Here is an 18,950-nt window from a genome sequence, read left to right as displayed (position 1 = left end):
GTCGGCTTATGGCGAACAAGGTATACAGGCTATGCTTGCTTGCGTTGATTCTATGTTTGCTGGCGGGCTGCGACTCGTCCGGAAAAGATTGGCTCGGCGATACCGTACCGGGGGAGGACCCCGTTGTCCGATTGACGTTCTGGGGCGGCGTACCCGCGGAGGCAGGACCGCAGGAGGTTGTCGACAGGTGGAACGCGATAAATCCGGGCATTCAGGTTGAGTATGTACGCTATGTCAATGATAATTCGGGGAATATGAAGCTGGATACGGCGCTTATGACGGGGCAAAGCATCGATTTGTTCGCCAGTTACACGATCCCGCGTCTAGAGAGTCGCGTTCTGGCGGGTACGGCGCTGGCTCTCAACCAATTCGACGATTACGACATCGATGAGATGATGGGTCCAGAGGCCGAGGAGTGGCAAATCGACGGACGGTATTATGCAATCCCGACGAAGAAGAACCGTCATTTTTTCTGGCTGAATAAGGACCTGCTCGATCAAGCGGGCTTGCCCGTTCCTGTAGATTGGACATGGGAAGATGTTCGCTATTATGCACGTATACTGCAAGATCACGCCGACTGGGGAATGGTACAGACCCTTCGCGAATTTCATTATCCCATGGACGGTTCAATGTCGTTGCTTGGTTACGTCAAGCCGGACGGGAAATCCAATCTCGATCATGCATACATTCGCAGCTATCTGCAGTCGATGTACGAGATGATGCACGAGGATCGGACGACGCCTCAGTATGGCGATCAGATAGCGAACAAGATGCCGGTCGAACCGATCTTTCTGAGCGGGCAAGCCGGTCTGTTCTTCGGCGGTGAATGGATCTTCCGCTTCGCTAATAATACGGAACAGTACCCGCGCAGCTTCAAGATCGCCTTTGCCCCTGAACCGCGAATCGAAGAAGAGCAGACCGGCTACAGCGCGTTAGGAGGTCTGGGGGACGCCATATCGATTCACGCTCGTTCTCCTCATCCAAAGGAGGCTTGGGCGTTCCTGAAATGGTATGCGGATGAAGGGATGCTTCCGACGATCAGCGGAGGCCGCATTCCGGCGAGCCGCGCATTTGACCGGGACCAGGCCCTGAAGCTTCTGCTCGGGGATAGGGAACATCTGTATGACGTCCCTTCGCTGCTGCGCGTTCTCGGCGATGATTATCCTACTTATCAGCTTAAGGTGGATCAGCAGGTGATCGATATCCGTCGGGAAGAATATGAAAAATATCTCATGGGGCTTCAGAGTTTGGACGAGACGATGGAACGGATGGCCATGCGGCACAATCAATTGCTTAGCGAAACTTAAACACAATAATATGTTTCAATGACCCGGCGATGCCGGGTTTTTTTGTGCTCTCCGCCTGCATAATCGGAGTGATATGTTCCATACAAGCATTGGATCTATTCATTATTCGAGAGCGCTCGGCTTGCTATAGTGTAATTGCAAGCAACAATTACATGGAGGGTTGAAAGATGAAGAGACAATCTAAGCTTGGCCTTATCACGCTCGTATTGCTGGTGAACGTACTGTTATTATCCGCATGCACGGGAGGCAATAACGGGGTTGCGCCTACAGCAGTCGGCAATGAGAAGCAAACCGATTCGTCTGCGAACAAGGGGAACGGCGAACCGATCAAGCTGACCTTCTGGGGTGGCGTACCTGCCGAAGCGGGACCGCAGGAGGTCGTTGATAATTGGAACAAGGAGAACCCCGATATTCAGGTCGAGTACGTTCGATATGTGAATGACGACGCCGGCAACTTGAAGCTGGACACCGCTCTCATGACCGGCCAAGGCGTCGATCTCTATGCCAGCTATTTGCTCCCAAGATTGGAGAAGCGGGTGCAGGCCGGCAATGCTGTCGACCTCGCCCAATTCGGGGATTACGACATCGATGACAAGATCGGCCCCGACGCCAAGGCATGGCAGGTGGAGGGAAAATACTATGCGATGCCGACGAAGAAGAACATTTATTTTATGTGGTTGAACAAAGACGCATTGGACGCAGCGGGCTTGCCTGTGCCATATGACTGGACTTGGGAGGATGTTAAGGATTACGCCAAGCAGTTAGGGACAAATGATCGATGGGGTATGGTGCAGACCCTGCGCGAACTAGACTTCATCATGGACGGCTCGATCGCTGCCAAGGGCAACATTCTGCCTGATGGGACGTCGAATCTGGGCGATCCGAACGCACGCCGTTATCTGGAGATTCTGAATGAGATGATGTTTGAAGATAAGACAACGCCGCCGATGGGCGAGCAGATCTCGAATAAAATGCCGATTGAAGCCGATTTCCTTGGCGGCAAGGCTGCCATGTTCTATGCCGGCGAATGGATATTCCGCTTCGCCAACAACATGAAGGACTATCCGCGCGACTTCAAGATCGCATTCGCACCGATTCCTAAGGTGACCACGGAGCAAGGCGACTTCAAGACGATCGGAGGCGTTGGCGACGCCATATCGATCAATGCAAAATCGGAAAATGTCGAAGCGGCTTGGAAGTTCCTGAAGTGGTATGCGGACGGCGGCATGCTTCCTCAGGCTGCGGGCGGACGACTGCCGGCTTCTAAGGATGCGGACGGAGAATTGGCGCTAGAGCTGTTATTGAAAGGTGTAGAGGACACCTACGACCTGGATTCCGTCAAAAAGGTGCTGCTGCGGGACGACCTGGAGAAGTTCACGCTGAACTTGGAGCAGCAAGTGATCGACATGCGGAAGGAAGAATATGAGAAGTATTTCACGCATGCGCAGTCGCTTGACGACACCGTGGCCAATATCGTCAAGCGCCACAACGACTTTATAAAGCAGTCCAAATAATCGATGCTCTGTCGTGTAAGGAGCGGTGCTGCCGCTCCCTCCACGATTAGATAGAAGGGAGTCACCTAGCTTGAGAATCAGTTGGATGAAAAGGCAGCAGCTCGTCGGCTATCTCTTTATTGCGCCTAATATGCTGGGAATCCTCCTCTTTTTCTTCTTGCCTGCTATGTTTTCGCTCGCGGTTACGTTCACGGATTGGCAGTTTACGACCCGCAGCGCCAGCTTCGTTGGCTTTGACAATTTTATCCGGTTGTTTCAGGATCCCGTTTTTTATGACTCGCTGACAAATACGCTTGTGTTCCTGGCTGCCGTTCCGCTCAGTATCTTTCTCGCTTTTATTGTGGCTGTCCTGCTGAACCAGAGCGTCTATCTGAAAAATATGCTGCGCGCCATGTATTTCTTGCCTTACATTACGAGCGGCGTGGCGGTGGCTTTTGTGTGGATGCTGCTGTTTCATGCCAAGGACGGCCCGATCAATGCATTCCTGCGCTCGATTGGCATCGCCAACCCGCCGGGCTGGTTCTCGACGATCGATACGCCGATGTTCGCCTTTGATATGATTTGGGTGTGGTTCCTGCTGGGGTACAACATGATCATTTATCTTGCCGCGCTGCAGGAGATATCGCCTGAGCTGCTGGAGGCGGCGAAGATTGACGGAGCGAAACGCTTGACGACGATACGGCACATCTTGCTGCCGCTTGTGAGTCCGACCACGCTCTTCCTGCTCATTACGGGTTTCATCACAACCGTCAAGGCATTCGGCATCATCGAGGCGATCACGCATGGAGGACCCGGAACAAGCTCGCATGTGCTGTCGCTCTTCGTTTACAAGACAGCGTTCCGCTATTACGAGATGGGATATGCGGCTGCTATATCCTGGATATTGTTTTTGCTGATCATGATCATTACCGTCATTCAATGGGCAGCGCAGAAGAAATGGGTTCACTACTAATGGTCGGAGGAGATTAGGATGGCTACAATGACAACACGGCGCAAGGACAGCTTCAAGAAGCTGCTGCTTACCGGCCTGATGCTCGTCTTCGGCATTGCGATGATCCTTCCTTTCCTGTGGATGATCAGTGCTTCGTTCAAAAGCCCGCAGGAGGTATTCCTATACCCGATTCGCTGGATTCCTGCCGAGATCTTGCTGGATCACCACATCAAGGTATGGACAGGCAGAGAGAGCTTCGCCGTCTATTATTGGAATTCGATTAAAATCAGTCTGATCAGCATGTTTGGCGCCACGCTGCTTGCGGCATTCGCGGCGTATGGCTTCGCCAGGGTCGATTTCCCGGGTCGGGGGCCGATCTTCATTTTCTACTTATCCATGATGATGATACCGCCTCAAATCTTGTTCGTGCCGAAATTTCTTATGTTCGAGTGGCTGGGCATTTACAATACGCATCTTGCCTTAATTCTGCCAGGGATGTTCACGATATTCGGCGTGTTTATGCTTAGACAATTTTTTATTGGTATTCCGATGGACATTTCCGAATCTGCGATGATCGATGGAGCAGGACATTTTCGGATTTTCTTCCAACTGATGCTCCCGCTGGCCAAGCCGGCGCTTGCAACTTTCGCGATTATCGACTTCTCCTGGCATTGGAATGATTATGAGAACGCCTTAGTATTCCTGTTGGATAAGGAGCTGTTCACGATCCCACTAGGGCTTCAGAATTTCATTGACGAACATTATGTCGACTATAACGGGATGATGGCGGCAGCCACGGCGGGCATTATCCCGATGATTGCGGTATTCCTGATCGGTCAGCGATTCATTATTCAAGGCATATCCAGTACAGCGGTCAAAGGATAACAGATTAAAGGAGAGCAAAGAGCCGATGCGTATTGAGCGAATAGAAGTTATACAACTGGAAGCCAGCTTTGCGAAGCTGTTCGGAGGGAGCGATAAGGTGCCGCCATCTCTGCTGTTCCCGGGCGCTTCCTTCGCATCAAGGCCGCGGTTCGGCCAAGCGAGCACATTGGTCAGGATTACGACGGACGACGGATACGTCGGAGTCGGCGAAGCTTGGGGATTGCCAAGTTCTAGCATTCCTGCCGTTATCATCGAGGAAGTATTCGCGCCGATGCTGATCGGTGTGGACCCGTTCGCCACATCCGTGCATTGGGATCGGATGTACGGCACGTTGAACCGAATGGGCAACACGCGGGGCTTTGCCATGGAGGCTATGAGCGCCATCGACATGGCTTGCTGGGATTTGAAGGGACGAATGACGGGAATGCCGATCCATGCGTTGCTTGGCGGACGTCATCGCGAACGAATCGATTGTTATGCAAGTCCTGTGTACTTTTTTGATGAACCGGCAGAATCGGCTGCGAAAGCGTTGGAATACGTAAACGAAGGATTTCGTGCCATCAAGGTGAAAGCAGGCCGATCGATCGAGACGGATCTTAAGCATCTTGCATCCGTGCAGGATGCGGTGGGACCAGATGTCAAGCTGCTCGTCGACATGAATTGCGCTTACGACGTGCGTACGGCAATCACGCTTGCGCGGGAGTTGGAGGCGTTCAATATCCTATGGTTCGAAGAACCAATTCCGCCGGAAGATGCGGAAGGGCTTCTCGCTATCCATCGCGCCATTCGGATTCCGCTCGCCACCGGCGAGAACGAATTCACTCCCCAAGGCTTTCGGGACATGCTGCGGTTAGGCGCCGTCGATATCATCATGCCGAATGTGACACGTGCAGGCGGCTTCACGGGGTTGGACCGTATAGCCAAGCTCGCCGAAGCATTTTCGGTGAAGATCGCGCTCCACGGGGTAGGCTCAGGCATTCAGGTTGCAGCGGCCGTTCAAGCGATGGCAGCGTACGGCAACGCTTATCTCTATGAATATAATCGATTGCTTAATCCGCTCAGAGAAGCGCTGATCGAGCCTTTTCCTACTTTCGCTGACGGTGCGCTGGTTGTACCGGACGGTCCGGGACTCGGCGTAGAGCTCAATAGCTCCACCGTCGATCAATATGCAATTTCGACATCGGTTAAGGAGTGATCAAACAATGAAATATGAAATAGTACGTAGTGATGTGACGGTCGTAGGCGGAGGGTTGGCCGGTGTCTGCGCTGCTGTAGCGGCTGCCAGATTAGGCAAGAAGGTGGCATTGATTCAGAATCGCTCCGTGCTGGGCGGCAATTCCAGCAGCGAGGTCAGGGTATGGGTAGTAGGGGCAACGGGCCATGGTGTGAACCGGTATGCGCGTGAAGGCGGGATCATGGGCGAGATGTTCGTGGAGAATCAATACCGGAACCCGGATGGCAATCCGTATCTATGGGATCTGATTGTGCTGGAGACGGTATACAGCGAACCGAATATCCAGTTGTTTCTAAATACTGACGTTCACGAGGTGGAAGCGGATGGCGATGAGGATGACAGGGTCATTCATGCCGTTACCGGCTGGATGATGGGTTCAGAGCGGAGAATCCGCTTCGAGGGACCGGTCTTCCTCGATTGTACAGGCGACGGCCTTGTCGGGTTTCTGGCTGGAGCCAAATATCGGATTGGGCGCGAATCAAGAGAGGAGTACGGCGAAGATTGGGCCCCGGAAGTCGCGGATGACATCACTCTAGGCAGCACGCTGCTATTCTATACGAAGGACGCCGGCCATCCGGTGAAATATATCCCGCCAAGCTTCGCCAAGGATATTACCCAAACGCCGATCCCGATGAAACGCGTACTGAACAGCGGTGACTCGGGCTGTCATTATTGGTGGATCGAATGGGGCGGAGAGCTGGACACTCTTCATGATAACGAGCGGATTCGCGACGAATTGTGGGCAGTCATCTACGGGATATGGGATTATATCAAGAACTCTGGGAAGTTCGATGCGGATAACATGACGCTGGAGTGGGTCGGCAGCGTTCCAGGTCGAAGGGAATACAGGCGGTTTATCGGCGACTATGTTATGACCAAAAATGATCTCGAAAAACAGACGCAATTTGAGGATAATGTCACGTTCGGAGGCTGGTCGATCGATCTGCATCCGCCTGAGGGCATGTATGCGTCAGGGTATACTTCCATGCATTATCACTCCGACGGGATCTATCACATCCCATTCCGAAGCCTGTACTCCGTCAATGTTCGCAACATGCTGTTCGCAGGACGCAATATTAGCGCATCGCATGTCGCTTTCGGCTCGACGCGCGTCATGGGGACTTGCGCGACGATGGGCGAAGCGGCAGGCACCGCAGCGGCGATATGCGCATCCAAGGAGATTACGCCAAGAACACTATTCAATGAGCATATGCAAGAGCTGCAACAAACCTTGCTGTGGCAGGATGCATCGGTTATCGGCTTGCGCAATACCGCGTCAGATGATCTCTGCCTGCGTGCTGCGGTCACCGCTTCCAGCTATTTGGACCGAATTGCAGTTACGGAAGCAGATGAGCAATTCCGTCTGACAAGCGACGCCGGATTGATCTTGCCTGTCGATTCGGGAATCGGAACGATTCGTCTGCTGCTTGATGCTGAAGAGGACACGACCGTTACGCTTGAGCTATGGGATACCGGTAAATTGGAGAATTATATCCCGGTAAACAGGCAGGCGCATTGCGTTCAAACCGTGCAGGCGGGCGAGAAGCAATGGGTGTCGTTCCAATTGAACTGGAATCCGACAGAAGCGCAAAATGCTTTCTTGATCGTACGCGAGAATGAGAAGGTCAACTTGTACTTATCCCACACCCCGCACACGGGCATATTGTCATTCGTACGCGAGAAGAAGCTGAACGTCGCGCGCGGCATGGAGTCGTTGGATCAGAATCAGCCTGTCGTTCAGTGGAATATGAAACGGGTTGTACGCAAGCCGTTCTGCTTCGAGCTGTCTAACGAGACGAAGGCATTCCATCCATCCAAGGTGATAGACGGGTACAAGCGTCCATACGGGGGACCGCACATGTGGTTGTCGCAAAGCATGCATGACGGCAGCGAGCCATGGCTTGAGCTGCAATGGAGCGAAGCCGTGCCCATTCGGGAAATCCATCTCATCTTTAATGATGATGTGAACGAGGATTTGATCAATCTGCATCATCATCGCACGCCATTTGAGGTCATGCCGGAGCTTGTCCGTGATTACCGGATCGAACGGCTCGAAGACGGTCAATGGTTGACCTTGTTCGAAGAGCGTAACAACCGTCAGCGTAAACGGGTGCATGCCTTGGACAAGGCAGTTGCCGCAGATCGCATACGCCTCGTGATTACCGCTACGAACGGCAGCAGCCATGCGGAGGTAGTCGAAATTCGAGTGAGATAGCGGTCAAGCAATATGGAGGGAGATGCATGAGAGTATGGAGATTAGTCTGAAAGGCAAGCTGGCGCTCATAACAGGCTCAAGCGGGGGAATTGGAAGAGCGATAGCCGAGTTGCTGGCGTCAGCCGGCGCGAAGGTGGCGGTGCATTATCTGAACAACGGAGAAGCAGCTGAACATGTCGTCCGCGGAATTGTGAGCAACGGGGGAGACGCAGCGCGGTTCGGAGCAGATTTGTCCAACACCGCCGAAATAGAACGTCTGGTAAATGAAGTTGAGAATGTATTTAAACAGCCGATCGATATACTCGTCAATAACGCTGGTCACTTAATTGAACGCAGATTAAACGAGAACATGACGGAACAGCTGTATGATGCGGTGATGGATGTCAATTTCAAGAGCACCGTGTTCGCTTGCAAGCATGTCATTCCGGGGATGAAACGAATCGGCGGAGGCGTCATCATCAACATGGCTTCTGTTGCCGTCCTTAACGGAGGGGGAAGCGGCGCGCAGATCTATGCCGCGAGCAAGTCGGCCATTCAGACGTATTCAAAAGGACTTGCGACCGAGCTGGCATCAAGCGGCATTCGCGTGAACGTGCTGGCGCCCGGATTTATCGGCCAGACTGCATTCCACGATACCTTCACGCCTCCTGCAGCCAGAAATAAGGCAGTTGAGCATATCCCGCTTGGCAGAGAAGGCACGCCGGAGGATGTTGCGGGCAGCGCCTTGTTCTTGGCGTCCGAGCTGGCCCGTTATATCACGGGGCATACCATTCATATCAATGGTGGAATGTATATGAGTTGAACTACGTTTGACGAATAAGAATGAAGGTGGAGTCGAATAGTTCCTGTCCTTAATGAGGATGGGAGCTATTTTAGATTGGGGAGGAGAGCTAAGATGCGGATTGGTGCTATTGAAGCCGGAGGGACAAAATTTATTTGTGGCATCGGTAATGAACAAGGGATAATTGAAGATAAAATAAGTTTTCCGACAAGCGAACCGGAAAGAACGCTTGAGCAAGTCATTTCCTATTTTGAACACAATAATGTGGATAGTATCGGAATCGGATCCTTCGGGCCGATCGATATCCATCCATCCAGCTCTTACTATGGATGTGTAACGACAACTCCGAAGCCGGGTTGGGCGAACTTTCCGTTCCTGAAGAGCTTGAAGCAAGTGTTCGACGTACCGTTTGGATGGGACACGGATGTCAACGCCGCCGCGCTTGGAGAATCCATGTGGGGTTCTGCTAGGGGCTTGGACAGTTGCATCTATTATACGATAGGTACTGGAATCGGCGTAGGTGTGTTCGCAGAAGGCAGGCTGGTTCACGGTCTTGTGCATCCGGAAGGAGGGCATCTATTAACAAGGCGCCATCCGGAAGATCGATTTGAAGGGAACTGTCCGTATCATGGGGATTGCCTGGAAGGCATGGCCGCCGGTCCGGCGATCGAGAAGCGCTGGAATAGGAAAGGCTGTGATATACCTGCCGACCATTTGGCATGGTCAATGGAAGCTTATTATATCGGACAATCGGTGACAGCTTCCATTCTGATGTTGTCCCCAAAGAAAATCATTTTAGGCGGCGGCGTCATGCATCAGAAGCAGCTTTACCCATTGATCCGAAAAGAGGTTCAAAGCAATTTGAATGGCTATGTTAGTGCCAAGTCCATTGTAGATAACATCGATGATTATATCGTTCCTCCCGCATTAGGAGACAATGCCGGTTTATGCGGAGCGCTGGCGCTTGGATTGCAGACGATGGAAGGGAGTGGAAGATAGAAAGCGTTGATTGAGACCAATGCTGTTTCCAAGTCTGATATTTTTGTGGTAAACTTCACCTTATCAAGTGCTCCTCTATTTGGGAAATGTTGTCTTCGCAAACACCATTCTACCAACGGTCGGGCACTTTATTATTCTTCTTCGCCCTTGATCTTTTATCTTGAATCTTGAGGTGAACTATCTTTCGTGAAGCATCTAATTTTAATAATGATTTGTGTGATACTTTTACTCATTTCCGTATATAGTGGATTGTTTATTGCAGTGGTATTCTTCTTTCCTGTGATTGCTGGACTTATTTATCAGCTGTTAAAAATGAAATGACAAGAGCCCGGAGATGTGGCAACTCACGAACAAGATCCGACAATATATTTGGACAAGTATCGGCTGAATTCGCTTGAAGGGGAGCTTACGAGGGTAAACTATGTAAGAATTAACAATACGAACCTGAGCCCCGAAGAAACGGCAAGGCGAATTGGAAGTCATTTCGGTTGGGGGCAGGGCAGTTCACTCTAACATAGGATGACGGAGGCAAGGAGATGTCCAGAACGGTAGGAGCAATTAGCGGTATTAATCGTTATCCTGTTAAATCATTCGGCGGGGAACGATTGGAGTTCTGTGAAATTGAGACATATGGGATGAAGGGCGATCGGTTCGGAGCGTTCTATGACGAGACCAAGTCAGGCTGGTCGCGGTTCATTACGGCTCGGAATATTCCTAGTATGCTGACCTATCAGGCAGCCTTTGTCGATGGTGGCATTCGAGTAAAGGCTGCGGATGGACGCAGCTTTGGCTGGGACGAGGAGCTGCTGGATGAAATTCAGAGCAAGACGTCAACGACGATTACGATGTCTCGGCTGCGAGAGCCCCATCCCGAGAATCCGGACTTGATGTCAGTTGATGGCGACAGCATACTGCTTATTACCGATGCAAGCTTGAAGAAGCTTGAAGCCATGTGCGGGCAGGAGCTGGACGATCGCAGGTTTCGCGGCAATTTTATAGTCGCTCTGCAAGATGAGGCGCTCCATGAAGGGGATTGGATCGGCAGCCAGCTTGCGATTGGGGACGTCGTGCTTCAGGTAGACGGATACTGCGAGCGCTGCAGCCTGGTCATGATCGACCCGGAGACGCTTCAGATGAACAAGCGGGTGCTGCAGAAGGTGAAGGAAGAGATGGATCTGAACTTCGGGGTGTACGCTTCGGTCGTGAGGACGGGGCGCATTGGGCTCGGCGACGAGGTTAGACTGGTGTAGGTATCGTAATCGCGATTAACAAATCATTTTTCAAAAAAAGGAGGTTTACCTCCTCGCATATATTTGTTAAGATAATTCCAACAATGAATCAAATGCGACGACGAGACGAGTAGGTAAATGAATTCTTTCGCAGAGAGCCCCGGCAGCTGAGAAGGGGCAAAGAAGACGTTACTGAAGAAAGACTCTGAGCAGCGCGCCGGAACCCGTTCGGGAGATGGTGCGACAGGAGCTCCTGTTACAGAGCTAGAGTATAAGCATGGGTAGTTCATGCCGTACTCGAAGAGGCGGGCATGGCGACATGTCAGCGAATCAAGGGTGGTACCACGAGGATATCGAATCTCGTCCCTGAGGCTGAAGAAGTCTTGGGGGTGGGATTTTTTTTGTTTCGGTCGCAAAGCTAACAGAGGTCACATGTAATGTATCATTAATAGGATGAAGATCAGGAGGAGATTATAAATGGCAGAGCTGTTGAAAGTAGGTATTGTTGGCGGTACGGGTATGGTTGGACAACGGTTTGTTCAACTGCTGGATGGACATCCATGGTTTGAAGTCACGGCAATCGCCGCGAGCGCGAGCTCCGCAGGCAAAACATACGAGCAATCCGTGCAAGGCAGATGGAAGCTGGAGACGCCGATTCCGGACGCTGTGAAGTCTATTGTCGTGCAAGACGCGTCCAAGGTTGAAGAGGTAGCGGCTGGCGTTGATTTCATCTTCTGCGCGGTGGATATGAAGAAGGATGAGATCAAGGCGCTTGAGGAAGCATATGCGAAGACAGGAACGCCTGTAGTATCCAATAACTCTGCTCATCGCTGGACGGCTGATGTGCCTATGGTTATTCCAGAGATCAATCCAGGGCATCTGGAGGTTATCGAAGCGCAAAAAAAACGTCTCGGCACCTCCACTGGCTTTATCGCCGTCAAGCCGAACTGCTCGATCCAAAGCTATGTGCCTATGCTGAATGCGCTGAAGGAATTTGGTCCGAAGACGGTAGTCGCATCAACGTACCAAGCCATCTCGGGAGCGGGCAAAAACTTCACCGACTGGCCGGAAATGCTCGACAACGTTATTCCGTATATCGGCGGGGAAGAGGAGAAAAGCGAGCAGGAGCCGCTCCGCATCTGGGGCAGCGTAGAAGGCGGTCAGATCGTCAAAGCAAGCGAGCCGCACATTACAACGCAATGTATCCGTGTACCTGTAACGGACGGCCATCTGGCGACGGTATTCGTATCGTTCGAGAACAAGCCATCCAAAGAGGAGATTCTGGAGCGTTGGAGCAGCTTCAAGGGCCGTCCGCAGGAGCTGGAGTTGCCTAGCGCACCGAAGCAGTTCATTACGTACTTTGAGGAAGAGAATCGTCCACAGACGAACCTGGACCGTGGCGTCGAGAACGGGATGGGCGTGTCCGCAGGACGTCTCCGTGAAGATTCCCTGTACGACTACAAATTTGTAGGATTGTCGCACAATACCCTTCGCGGCGCTGCAGGAGGCGCAGTGCTGATCGCTGAGCTGCTGAAAGCGGAAGGCTACATTGTGGCGAAGGCTTAATATTGAACCAACAGGAGGCTGCCCGACATGGGCGGCCTTTTTTACGTGCGACGGGCAGTCGTATCACTAGCGCTTATGCGCTATGAGTGATCAATTACAGGCGGCGGTAACGATACCTAAAGTAAAAACGAGCCGAGAGCCTGGAACGAAAACTTTTCTCGAAGGTGTAAGTCCTTCCTCAAGAGTTCTGGTACAGCTTGAGAAGCCTAATCTAGGGCAGGAATCGCGAGGTACTTGTCTGAAGGAGATGCGGATAGTCGAGAGACCCGTAGGCGGATGAGCAGACCCAAATGCGAAAGCGTGAAGCACGCAGCGGCGGGGTAAGTCGGCGACTGTGCGTAAATAACGGGAAGCCTGCTACACGGCAAACTGTTGCCCCAAGAGCCAGACGAGCAACAGTGACTTATCATGTGAAGGTGCTGGGTATGTTCAGAAGGAAGATAGGATGACCCCGTGAGGTTCTCTGTCCTCCCTGCAAAGGATGGGTATCTATAAGGCTTCGCCGAAGTGATACTCATGTCAGAGAATTCAGACGTTCTCATAGTACGGAAGTAGGCAGGCGACCAAACGTCTGCTGAACGGAAGGGGAACGACCTCGTGAACGAACACTTGAATGTAGCGTCGAACAACCGTAACGATACTGCGGTAAGAACGAACGGAATGGGCGCAATGAAAGGTGGGAGATAGACATGAATCAAGAGTTGAAGCTAAAGTGGCACAGCATCTACGGGCAGATTTTGTTCGAGAGGCGACTTTATGAAGCGTGGGAACAAGTCAAGGCAAATAAAGGAGCCGGAGGCATCGACGGAGTAACACTGGAAACGTACGGGAGGAAACTGGAGGACAATCTTGCCAGTCTCCTGAACAAGCTGAGGGCGAAGGAGTATGTCCCATCTCCCGTGCGCAGACGGTATATACCCAAGAAGAACGGGAAATTGCGACCGCTAGGTATACCCAATATCGAAGATCGGATCGTACAGCAAGCCATTGTCAACGTTCTTCAACCAAAGTGTGAAGAACTCATCTTCCATCGTTGGTCATGCGGATACCGACCCAACTATGGGGCGAAACGGGTAGCACAGATCATCCTATGGAACGTCGAGACAGATCACAATTACATTTACGACTGCGATATCAAGGGCTTTTTCGATAACATTTCGCACAAGAGTCTTATGCGAGTGCTTACGAAATATATAGCGGATGGAACAGTGTTAGACATGATCTGGAAATGGCTGAAGGCAGGGTACATGGAAGAAGGAAAATACCACGAGGTAGACTCTGGCACCCCCCAGGGCGGATTATGCAAAGCTTTGCATAATCCGCCTTATGAGAAGTAAAGTATTATGCAAAGTAAACAGTACGAACCTAGGATAGATCAGGGGTTGACCGCAATTTTACTTTGCATAATACCGGGTCAAGCTAAAGGCTGGTCAGCCACTCGATGAGGCCCTCGTCTTGGTTCCATTGGGGAAGCCCCTCCACCACCATGTTGGGATAGGCCTGCTCCAACGCCTTTCTTTTTAACTCTGTATCTGCCCGTGCGTACACTTCCGTTGTCGCAATATCAACATGTCCGAGCAAGTCTCGAATGTAAATTAGATTTACCCCGGCCTGTAATAAATGCATCGCTTTAGTATGTCTCAGTACATGTGGAGTCACCTTATCTGGAATGGCGGAAGAGACTGCACGAGCACGAGCAACATATTTATCCAAGATAAAGGCGACACCTTCCCGCGTCATCTTGCTATGTTGGCGGTTACAGAAAAGCGGCCGGTCTTGCTCGCCATTGTGTAGCAAGCGGTTCTCGACCATATACTGCCGGAGTATAGCCTCCGTGTTTGACATAATAGGGACATGTCTTGTCTTTCGTCCTTTGCCAGTCAGACTTAGAACTGGTGGCGGGTCTAAGCGAACGTCTCGGACACGAAGATCAACCAATTCCTGTACCCGTGCTCCCGTATCGTACAAAACGGATAGCAGCGTCGCATCTCTGCGGCCTCCGGGCGTTTCCAGATCGGGCTGCGCCAGTATGAGTTGCAACGAATCGGGGGTAAGATGTTTCACCGTCGGCTTTGGTGTCTTTTTCATTGGAATGGCTAGGATCTTCTGGTAGATGACTAAACCGACAGGATGTTCCGTCTGTACATAGCGAAAAAACGCATGGATGCAAGCCAGACGTTGGTTCCGCGTAGAAATGCCGTTGTTTCTTTCCTCTTCGAGCCACTTTAGAAAGGCGAGAACAAGTGCCTCATCTACTTGCGCCAAGGTAAGCCGTTCAATCAAGAGCCCGTTCTGTTTGCAGTACGTGAGGAACAACTTAAACGTATCGCGGTAGGAAGAGATCGTATTAGGACTCATATTCCGCTGTCCCGGAAGATAAGCAGATAAATAGCGGGATAACACCTTGGCAAAGTCAGTCGGCTTCAAGATCATCGCCTCCCTTAGCGGGGATCACGTGGCCGAAAGCATGTTCCACCTTTGTCGTAATATCCGGGTAAAGCTCCGCGGTTAGTCTCAAGTATTGGGATGTATCGCTAAACGAATGGTGTCCTAAGTACGTTTTAAGGACTGGCAAATAAGCGGTTAGGTCTTTTCCTTCCAGAACCCAGCGACGCAGGCAGTGGACGGCAAACGTATGGCGGAAGTCGTGGATGCGTGGTCCCTTTCCCCACCCTCCGTGGGAAATTCGAGCCTTCCATAGGAATTTTCGAAAGTTCTTGTACACATTGTTGTGAGTGACTGCTTGTCCGTTCGGGTTCGGGAAAAAATAGACGTCCGCACCCGAAAACATATGAACCTGCTTCACATAGGTATGGCATCGCTGAAGAAGCTCATGAGAAAGGGGGACGAGCCTGTCTTTATCGAACTTCCCATCCAGAATGGTTAGCACACCGTTTTCCAAGTCCACATCCCGCATTTTAAGATGAAGGGCCTCTGAAATCCGCAGACCGCATCCGTAAAGCATACGAAATAAGAGTGGCATAATCCATTGTCTGTTGGGAACCTCGGGACGGTAATAACAAGCATCAGCTTGCCTAAAAATCGCCGCGAGTTCCTCATTGCTGAATATATATGGGATGTATCGTGGTTCCTTTGGCAAGGTGTTTTTGGGCAGTATGTAAGCTTGGATGCCAAGCCGACTCATATACAACGCTAACTGCCGGACCACCACGACTCTGTTACGGAGGGTTGCCTGGGCTTCATTTGGCCTCTTCTGGTTCCAGGCTTGAACGAGTTCTTTAGAGAGTACAGACTCGGTGTAGCCATATTCCAAACAAAATTGATCAAATTTGTACAGTGACCGGGCGCTACTGTCGTATTTGTAGCCGAGCGACTGTTTTTGGCAGATCACTTCCCGGATGTAGGTTTGGAATGGACTACTGTAGATGTATTCAGGCATGGGGGAGTACCCCCTCAGGGTTCAAGGCACACTCGCGTAGCATCTCTACATCAACTTTCAGATAAACGGCTGTCGAGTCCGAACTCACATGCCCCAATATGTCGGAGATGACAGACAAAGGAGTATTCTCTTGAAGAAGCCGGCTAGCCAGCGTATGCCGTAAAGAATGCATTCCTCTTTTCTTCTGGGGACTCATTGGGATCTTGGCTAGCTTCATGTATTTCTCAATGATCCGGTGTAGATGGTGCTCGTCTGCGAAAGGCTCAAGCGGTGCAAGATGCCGCAAAAATACAAAGGGAGAATCCACTTTCGGACGCCCGTGTTTGAGGTAGTCAATAATCGCCCAACCGACGTCCGGTAAAAGCGGCAAATGTAGCTCTCTCGAAGTCTTCGACTGCATAAGCGTGATACGATTCTCTTGCCATTTCAGATTCTCCAGCTTCAATCGTTTAAGGTCTATGGATCTTAGCCCCAGACGAGCAACGATGAGAATCATAGCATAATCCCGTTTTCCGGCTGGGTTGCCTCTGTCAATTGCCTCAAGCAGTTTCGTCACATTCTCTGGTGACCAGACGGAAGGAATACGGCTTTGCTTTCTCGCATTTATGGACGGGATGACTGCAGTCAGATCCAGCGGATGAAGCTGGTTGTTGTGAAGGAAACGAAGAAAAGAACGAAGCGCGCAAAGTTGTTGCTCGACCATCTTGTAACTGTATCCGAGTAAGGTGTTGATGTAGTCGTTCAAGCTGGCAGCGGAGATAGCCGCACAGTCTGAAATCCCCTTAGATTCCAAGAAGCTCAAAAATTTTTCAGTGGCCTTCCTGTAATGTTGCTGTGTTGCTCTTGAATAGTCCTTCCTTTCGCAGTGCATGCAGTAGCGTTGGAGCATTTCTTCGTACGCCATACTTTGTAATAACTTTTTCTGCTTGTAATATCGGCGTAGAATGCAGCCATGCAGTTGGTAATCTCCAGGCATTCTAACTACCCGGAAGACATTGATGATGGACTGTGTAAGGTTCCCGGCTTTCTCGAGTTCGAAATAATTGTACTCCCGTTCGAGAAAGCGAAGTCCGGCCTCCTCGGAAAAGTGATGAATGCTTTCCGACTCCAAATAGCTGGCAATTCGTCGCCACATCGATCTGTAATACTTGATCGTCTGCTCGTTGTAATGCAGACGGTACAGTTCTTTCTCGAGACAGGTCGTTAACTCTCGAAAAGGTAGGATTTCCATGATGATACCCCCGAAATGTGTAGTGAGAAGGTTCTTCTCCTACTAAACATTTCGGATATTATGCAAAGTAATCTGGAACAAATCCCTTTTCTACCAGAGGCTTGTGGGGTTTACTTTGCATAACGAGTTACTTCTCATAAGGGGGCGTGATATCGCCGCTACTTGCCAACCTGTATCTAAACGAGCTCGATTGGGAGCTAGAGGAGCATGGCATCCGATTCGTGCGCTATGCAGATGACTTCTTGCTTTTTGCCAAAACAGAAGAGGAGATCAAGAGAGCCGCGGAAATTACCCAAACGAAGCTACAAGAGCTAGGGCTCGAAGTAGCCATAGAGAAAACGAAAACGGTAAATTTCAATGACGACGATTTTGATTTTCTGGGCTTTACATTCCAGCATTGGCGGGAACGCAAGAAAGATGGAAAGCGCTACTTCATAGCCAAGCCGAAGGACAGCACGTGGAAGGACTTCAAACAGAAGATCAAAGCCAAAACGAAGAAGACGCTGACCCTCAACAAAAAGGAGTGGTTGGAGAGAGTAAATCCCGTCATACGTGGGAAGGTGAATTACTTTCTGAACTTGTTCAAAGCGATGGAGGAAAACAGAAGGTACGGGCAAGAAAGCCGCTGCTTCGTAAATGCATGTCGTAATAACCTACTAGACGTGGATGGGTATATAAGGAAGAGGCTACGAGTCGCCATGATACACAAACATCCAAGTCAAAGGAAGGGACATGCGATGAAAACGAAGTGGAACAACGAGTTCTTTGCTCGTATTGGACTCATTCCTGCGCACTGGCTGTACCTCCATGAGCAATATGGCTACTCCCTTGACGATTACCTAGATTACATGAAGACGCGTCAGGCAGCAAAACAACAACGTAAAGTGCAAAAAGCAAAAGAACGCGGCGAGGAGTATTACACTCCCGAGCGCGTTCGTAAAATGCAATATGCCCAGCGACTAGCAACTTATTGATCACATGTTGAAACACGTTGGTGAGCCGTATGCCTTAGTAGGGCACGTACGGTTCGATAAGGGGGAAGCCATGAGAGTGGTTTCCCTACTTTATTATTTTTGAAGAAGCATCAGTTAGCCGTTGTGAAAAGATAAACAATCCCTGCAAGCAGCAGTAGACCAATCCCGGCGCTCGCAGGCCAAAGTCTGCGGAGAATATAGCTCGCACACAGAAACGCCAGTGAGCAGCATATGCCATAAAAGCCGGCAATGAGACCTAATATCCATTGCGATTGAAACATAATGATGAAAGGAGCATAGCCTCCAGCCATATAGATCAGAATGGAGATAAACGTTTTGCCTGGGCCGGCTTTTAATTTACACAAAATGGCATCCACTGTCATGGAAAAAAGTATGGCATAAACAAAAATCAACAACCAAACGGGGGTGTACAGACCGATCCCCCGCATCTCCTCATAATCCCGCCCGCTCACAATGAAAATAAAACCCCAATACACCAACCCTGCAGCCGCTATTTTGGATACTGCATACGCAGCAGCACGGGCCCATGTGGCGTTTGTCATATGCTTGCCTCCCCAGCTTCTTTTCCCTATTGTAACCCCATGTCACGGGTAAACCGTAGTCCTAACTTTTGTAGAACCTGCTGTGTCATCCTGTTATCATGGAATTGACAGAAAATACCTC

Annotated in this window: 16 protein-coding genes and 1 other annotated feature; of the genes, 12 read left to right on the top strand and 4 right to left on the bottom strand. The window is 50.7% G+C overall.

Annotated elements, in window-relative coordinates; genetic code table 11:
- Positions 1 to 8 precede the first annotated feature (8 nt).
- The 11 genes from AB1S56_RS21555 (at position 9) to AB1S56_RS21505 (ending at position 13,998) form a co-directional block, all read left to right on the top strand.
- On the top strand, positions 9 to 1,307 hold the full coding sequence (locus AB1S56_RS21555; RefSeq protein ID WP_340873455.1) for an extracellular solute-binding protein: 1,299 nt from the start codon (positions 9 to 11) through the stop codon (positions 1,305 to 1,307).
- Between the two features lie 167 nt (positions 1,308 to 1,474).
- Positions 1,475 to 2,821 (top strand): extracellular solute-binding protein, encoded by a 1,347-nt coding sequence (locus AB1S56_RS21550; RefSeq protein WP_340873453.1) that lies wholly within the window; start codon positions 1,475 to 1,477, stop codon positions 2,819 to 2,821.
- Positions 2,822 to 2,891: 70 nt separating this feature from the next.
- Positions 2,892 to 3,773 (top strand): sugar ABC transporter permease, encoded by an 882-nt coding sequence (locus AB1S56_RS21545; RefSeq protein ID WP_340873451.1) that lies wholly within the window; start codon positions 2,892 to 2,894, stop codon positions 3,771 to 3,773.
- An 18-nt stretch (positions 3,774 to 3,791) separates the two neighbouring features.
- A complete protein-coding gene (locus AB1S56_RS21540) occupies positions 3,792 to 4,637 on the top strand; it encodes a carbohydrate ABC transporter permease (RefSeq protein WP_340873450.1) in 846 nt (281 codons plus the stop codon).
- Between the two features lie 25 nt (positions 4,638 to 4,662).
- On the top strand, positions 4,663 to 5,832 hold the full coding sequence (locus tag AB1S56_RS21535; protein ID WP_340873448.1) for a mandelate racemase/muconate lactonizing enzyme family protein: 1,170 nt from the start codon (positions 4,663 to 4,665) through the stop codon (positions 5,830 to 5,832).
- Positions 5,833 to 5,839: 7 nt separating this feature from the next.
- Positions 5,840 to 8,086 carry an FAD-dependent oxidoreductase gene (locus AB1S56_RS21530; RefSeq protein ID WP_340873445.1) on the top strand — a complete coding sequence of 749 codons (2,247 nt, stop codon included), beginning with the start codon at positions 5,840 to 5,842 and terminating at the stop codon, positions 8,084 to 8,086.
- A gap of 34 nt (positions 8,087 to 8,120) precedes the next feature.
- Positions 8,121 to 8,888 carry a 3-oxoacyl-ACP reductase family protein gene (locus tag AB1S56_RS21525; protein WP_340873444.1) on the top strand — a complete coding sequence of 256 codons (768 nt, stop codon included), beginning with the start codon at positions 8,121 to 8,123 and terminating at the stop codon, positions 8,886 to 8,888.
- A 93-nt stretch (positions 8,889 to 8,981) separates the two neighbouring features.
- Entirely contained in the window at positions 8,982 to 9,866 is an 885-nt protein-coding gene (locus AB1S56_RS21520; protein ID WP_340873443.1) for an ROK family protein, read from the top strand.
- A gap of 536 nt (positions 9,867 to 10,402) precedes the next feature.
- Positions 10,403 to 11,116 carry an MOSC domain-containing protein gene (locus AB1S56_RS21515; RefSeq protein WP_340873442.1) on the top strand — a complete coding sequence of 238 codons (714 nt, stop codon included), beginning with the start codon at positions 10,403 to 10,405 and terminating at the stop codon, positions 11,114 to 11,116.
- 88 nt (positions 11,117 to 11,204) lie between these two features.
- Positions 11,205 to 11,466: a binding site (T-box leader), on the top strand.
- Between the two features lie 106 nt (positions 11,467 to 11,572).
- Complete coding sequence (gene asd / locus AB1S56_RS21510) at positions 11,573 to 12,661, top strand: aspartate-semialdehyde dehydrogenase (RefSeq protein WP_340873441.1); 1,089 nt, start codon at positions 11,573 to 11,575, stop codon at positions 12,659 to 12,661.
- A gap of 689 nt (positions 12,662 to 13,350) precedes the next feature.
- Entirely contained in the window at positions 13,351 to 13,998 is a 648-nt protein-coding gene (locus AB1S56_RS21505) for a reverse transcriptase domain-containing protein (protein ID WP_367903391.1), read from the top strand.
- Between the two features lie 82 nt (positions 13,999 to 14,080).
- On the opposite strand, the gene AB1S56_RS21500 is transcribed toward AB1S56_RS21505, so the two are convergent.
- The 3 genes from AB1S56_RS21500 to AB1S56_RS21490 are packed head-to-tail and all read right to left on the bottom strand — an operon-like array spanning position 14,081 to position 17,292.
- A complete protein-coding gene (locus AB1S56_RS21500) occupies positions 14,081 to 15,094 on the bottom strand; it encodes a site-specific integrase (protein WP_340873783.1) in 1,014 nt (337 codons plus the stop codon).
- Complete coding sequence (locus AB1S56_RS21495; RefSeq protein ID WP_340873785.1) at positions 15,075 to 16,061, bottom strand: tyrosine-type recombinase/integrase; 987 nt, start codon at positions 16,059 to 16,061, stop codon at positions 15,075 to 15,077. The genes AB1S56_RS21500 and AB1S56_RS21495 overlap by 20 nt, the downstream gene beginning before the upstream one ends.
- A complete protein-coding gene (locus AB1S56_RS21490) occupies positions 16,054 to 17,292 on the bottom strand; it encodes a tyrosine-type recombinase/integrase (RefSeq protein ID WP_367903390.1) in 1,239 nt (412 codons plus the stop codon). Before AB1S56_RS21490 ends, AB1S56_RS21495 begins: the two co-directional genes overlap by 8 nt.
- A 146-nt stretch (positions 17,293 to 17,438) precedes the next feature.
- On the opposite strand from AB1S56_RS21490, the gene AB1S56_RS21485 reads away from it, so the two are divergent.
- Positions 17,439 to 18,266 carry a reverse transcriptase domain-containing protein gene (locus AB1S56_RS21485; RefSeq protein ID WP_367903389.1) on the top strand — a complete coding sequence of 276 codons (828 nt, stop codon included), beginning with the start codon at positions 17,439 to 17,441 and terminating at the stop codon, positions 18,264 to 18,266.
- 110 nt (positions 18,267 to 18,376) lie between these two features.
- On the opposite strand, the gene AB1S56_RS21480 is transcribed toward AB1S56_RS21485, so the two are convergent.
- Entirely contained in the window at positions 18,377 to 18,829 is a 453-nt protein-coding gene (locus AB1S56_RS21480; RefSeq protein ID WP_340873730.1) for a hypothetical protein, read from the bottom strand.
- Between the last annotated feature and the right edge of the window lie 121 nt (positions 18,830 to 18,950).

Origin of the sequence: Paenibacillus sp. PL2-23 (assembly GCF_040834005.1) — a bacterium.
GTDB lineage: Bacteria > Bacillota > Bacilli > Paenibacillales > Paenibacillaceae > Pristimantibacillus.
This window is presented reverse-complemented; position numbering and strand designations above follow the sequence as displayed.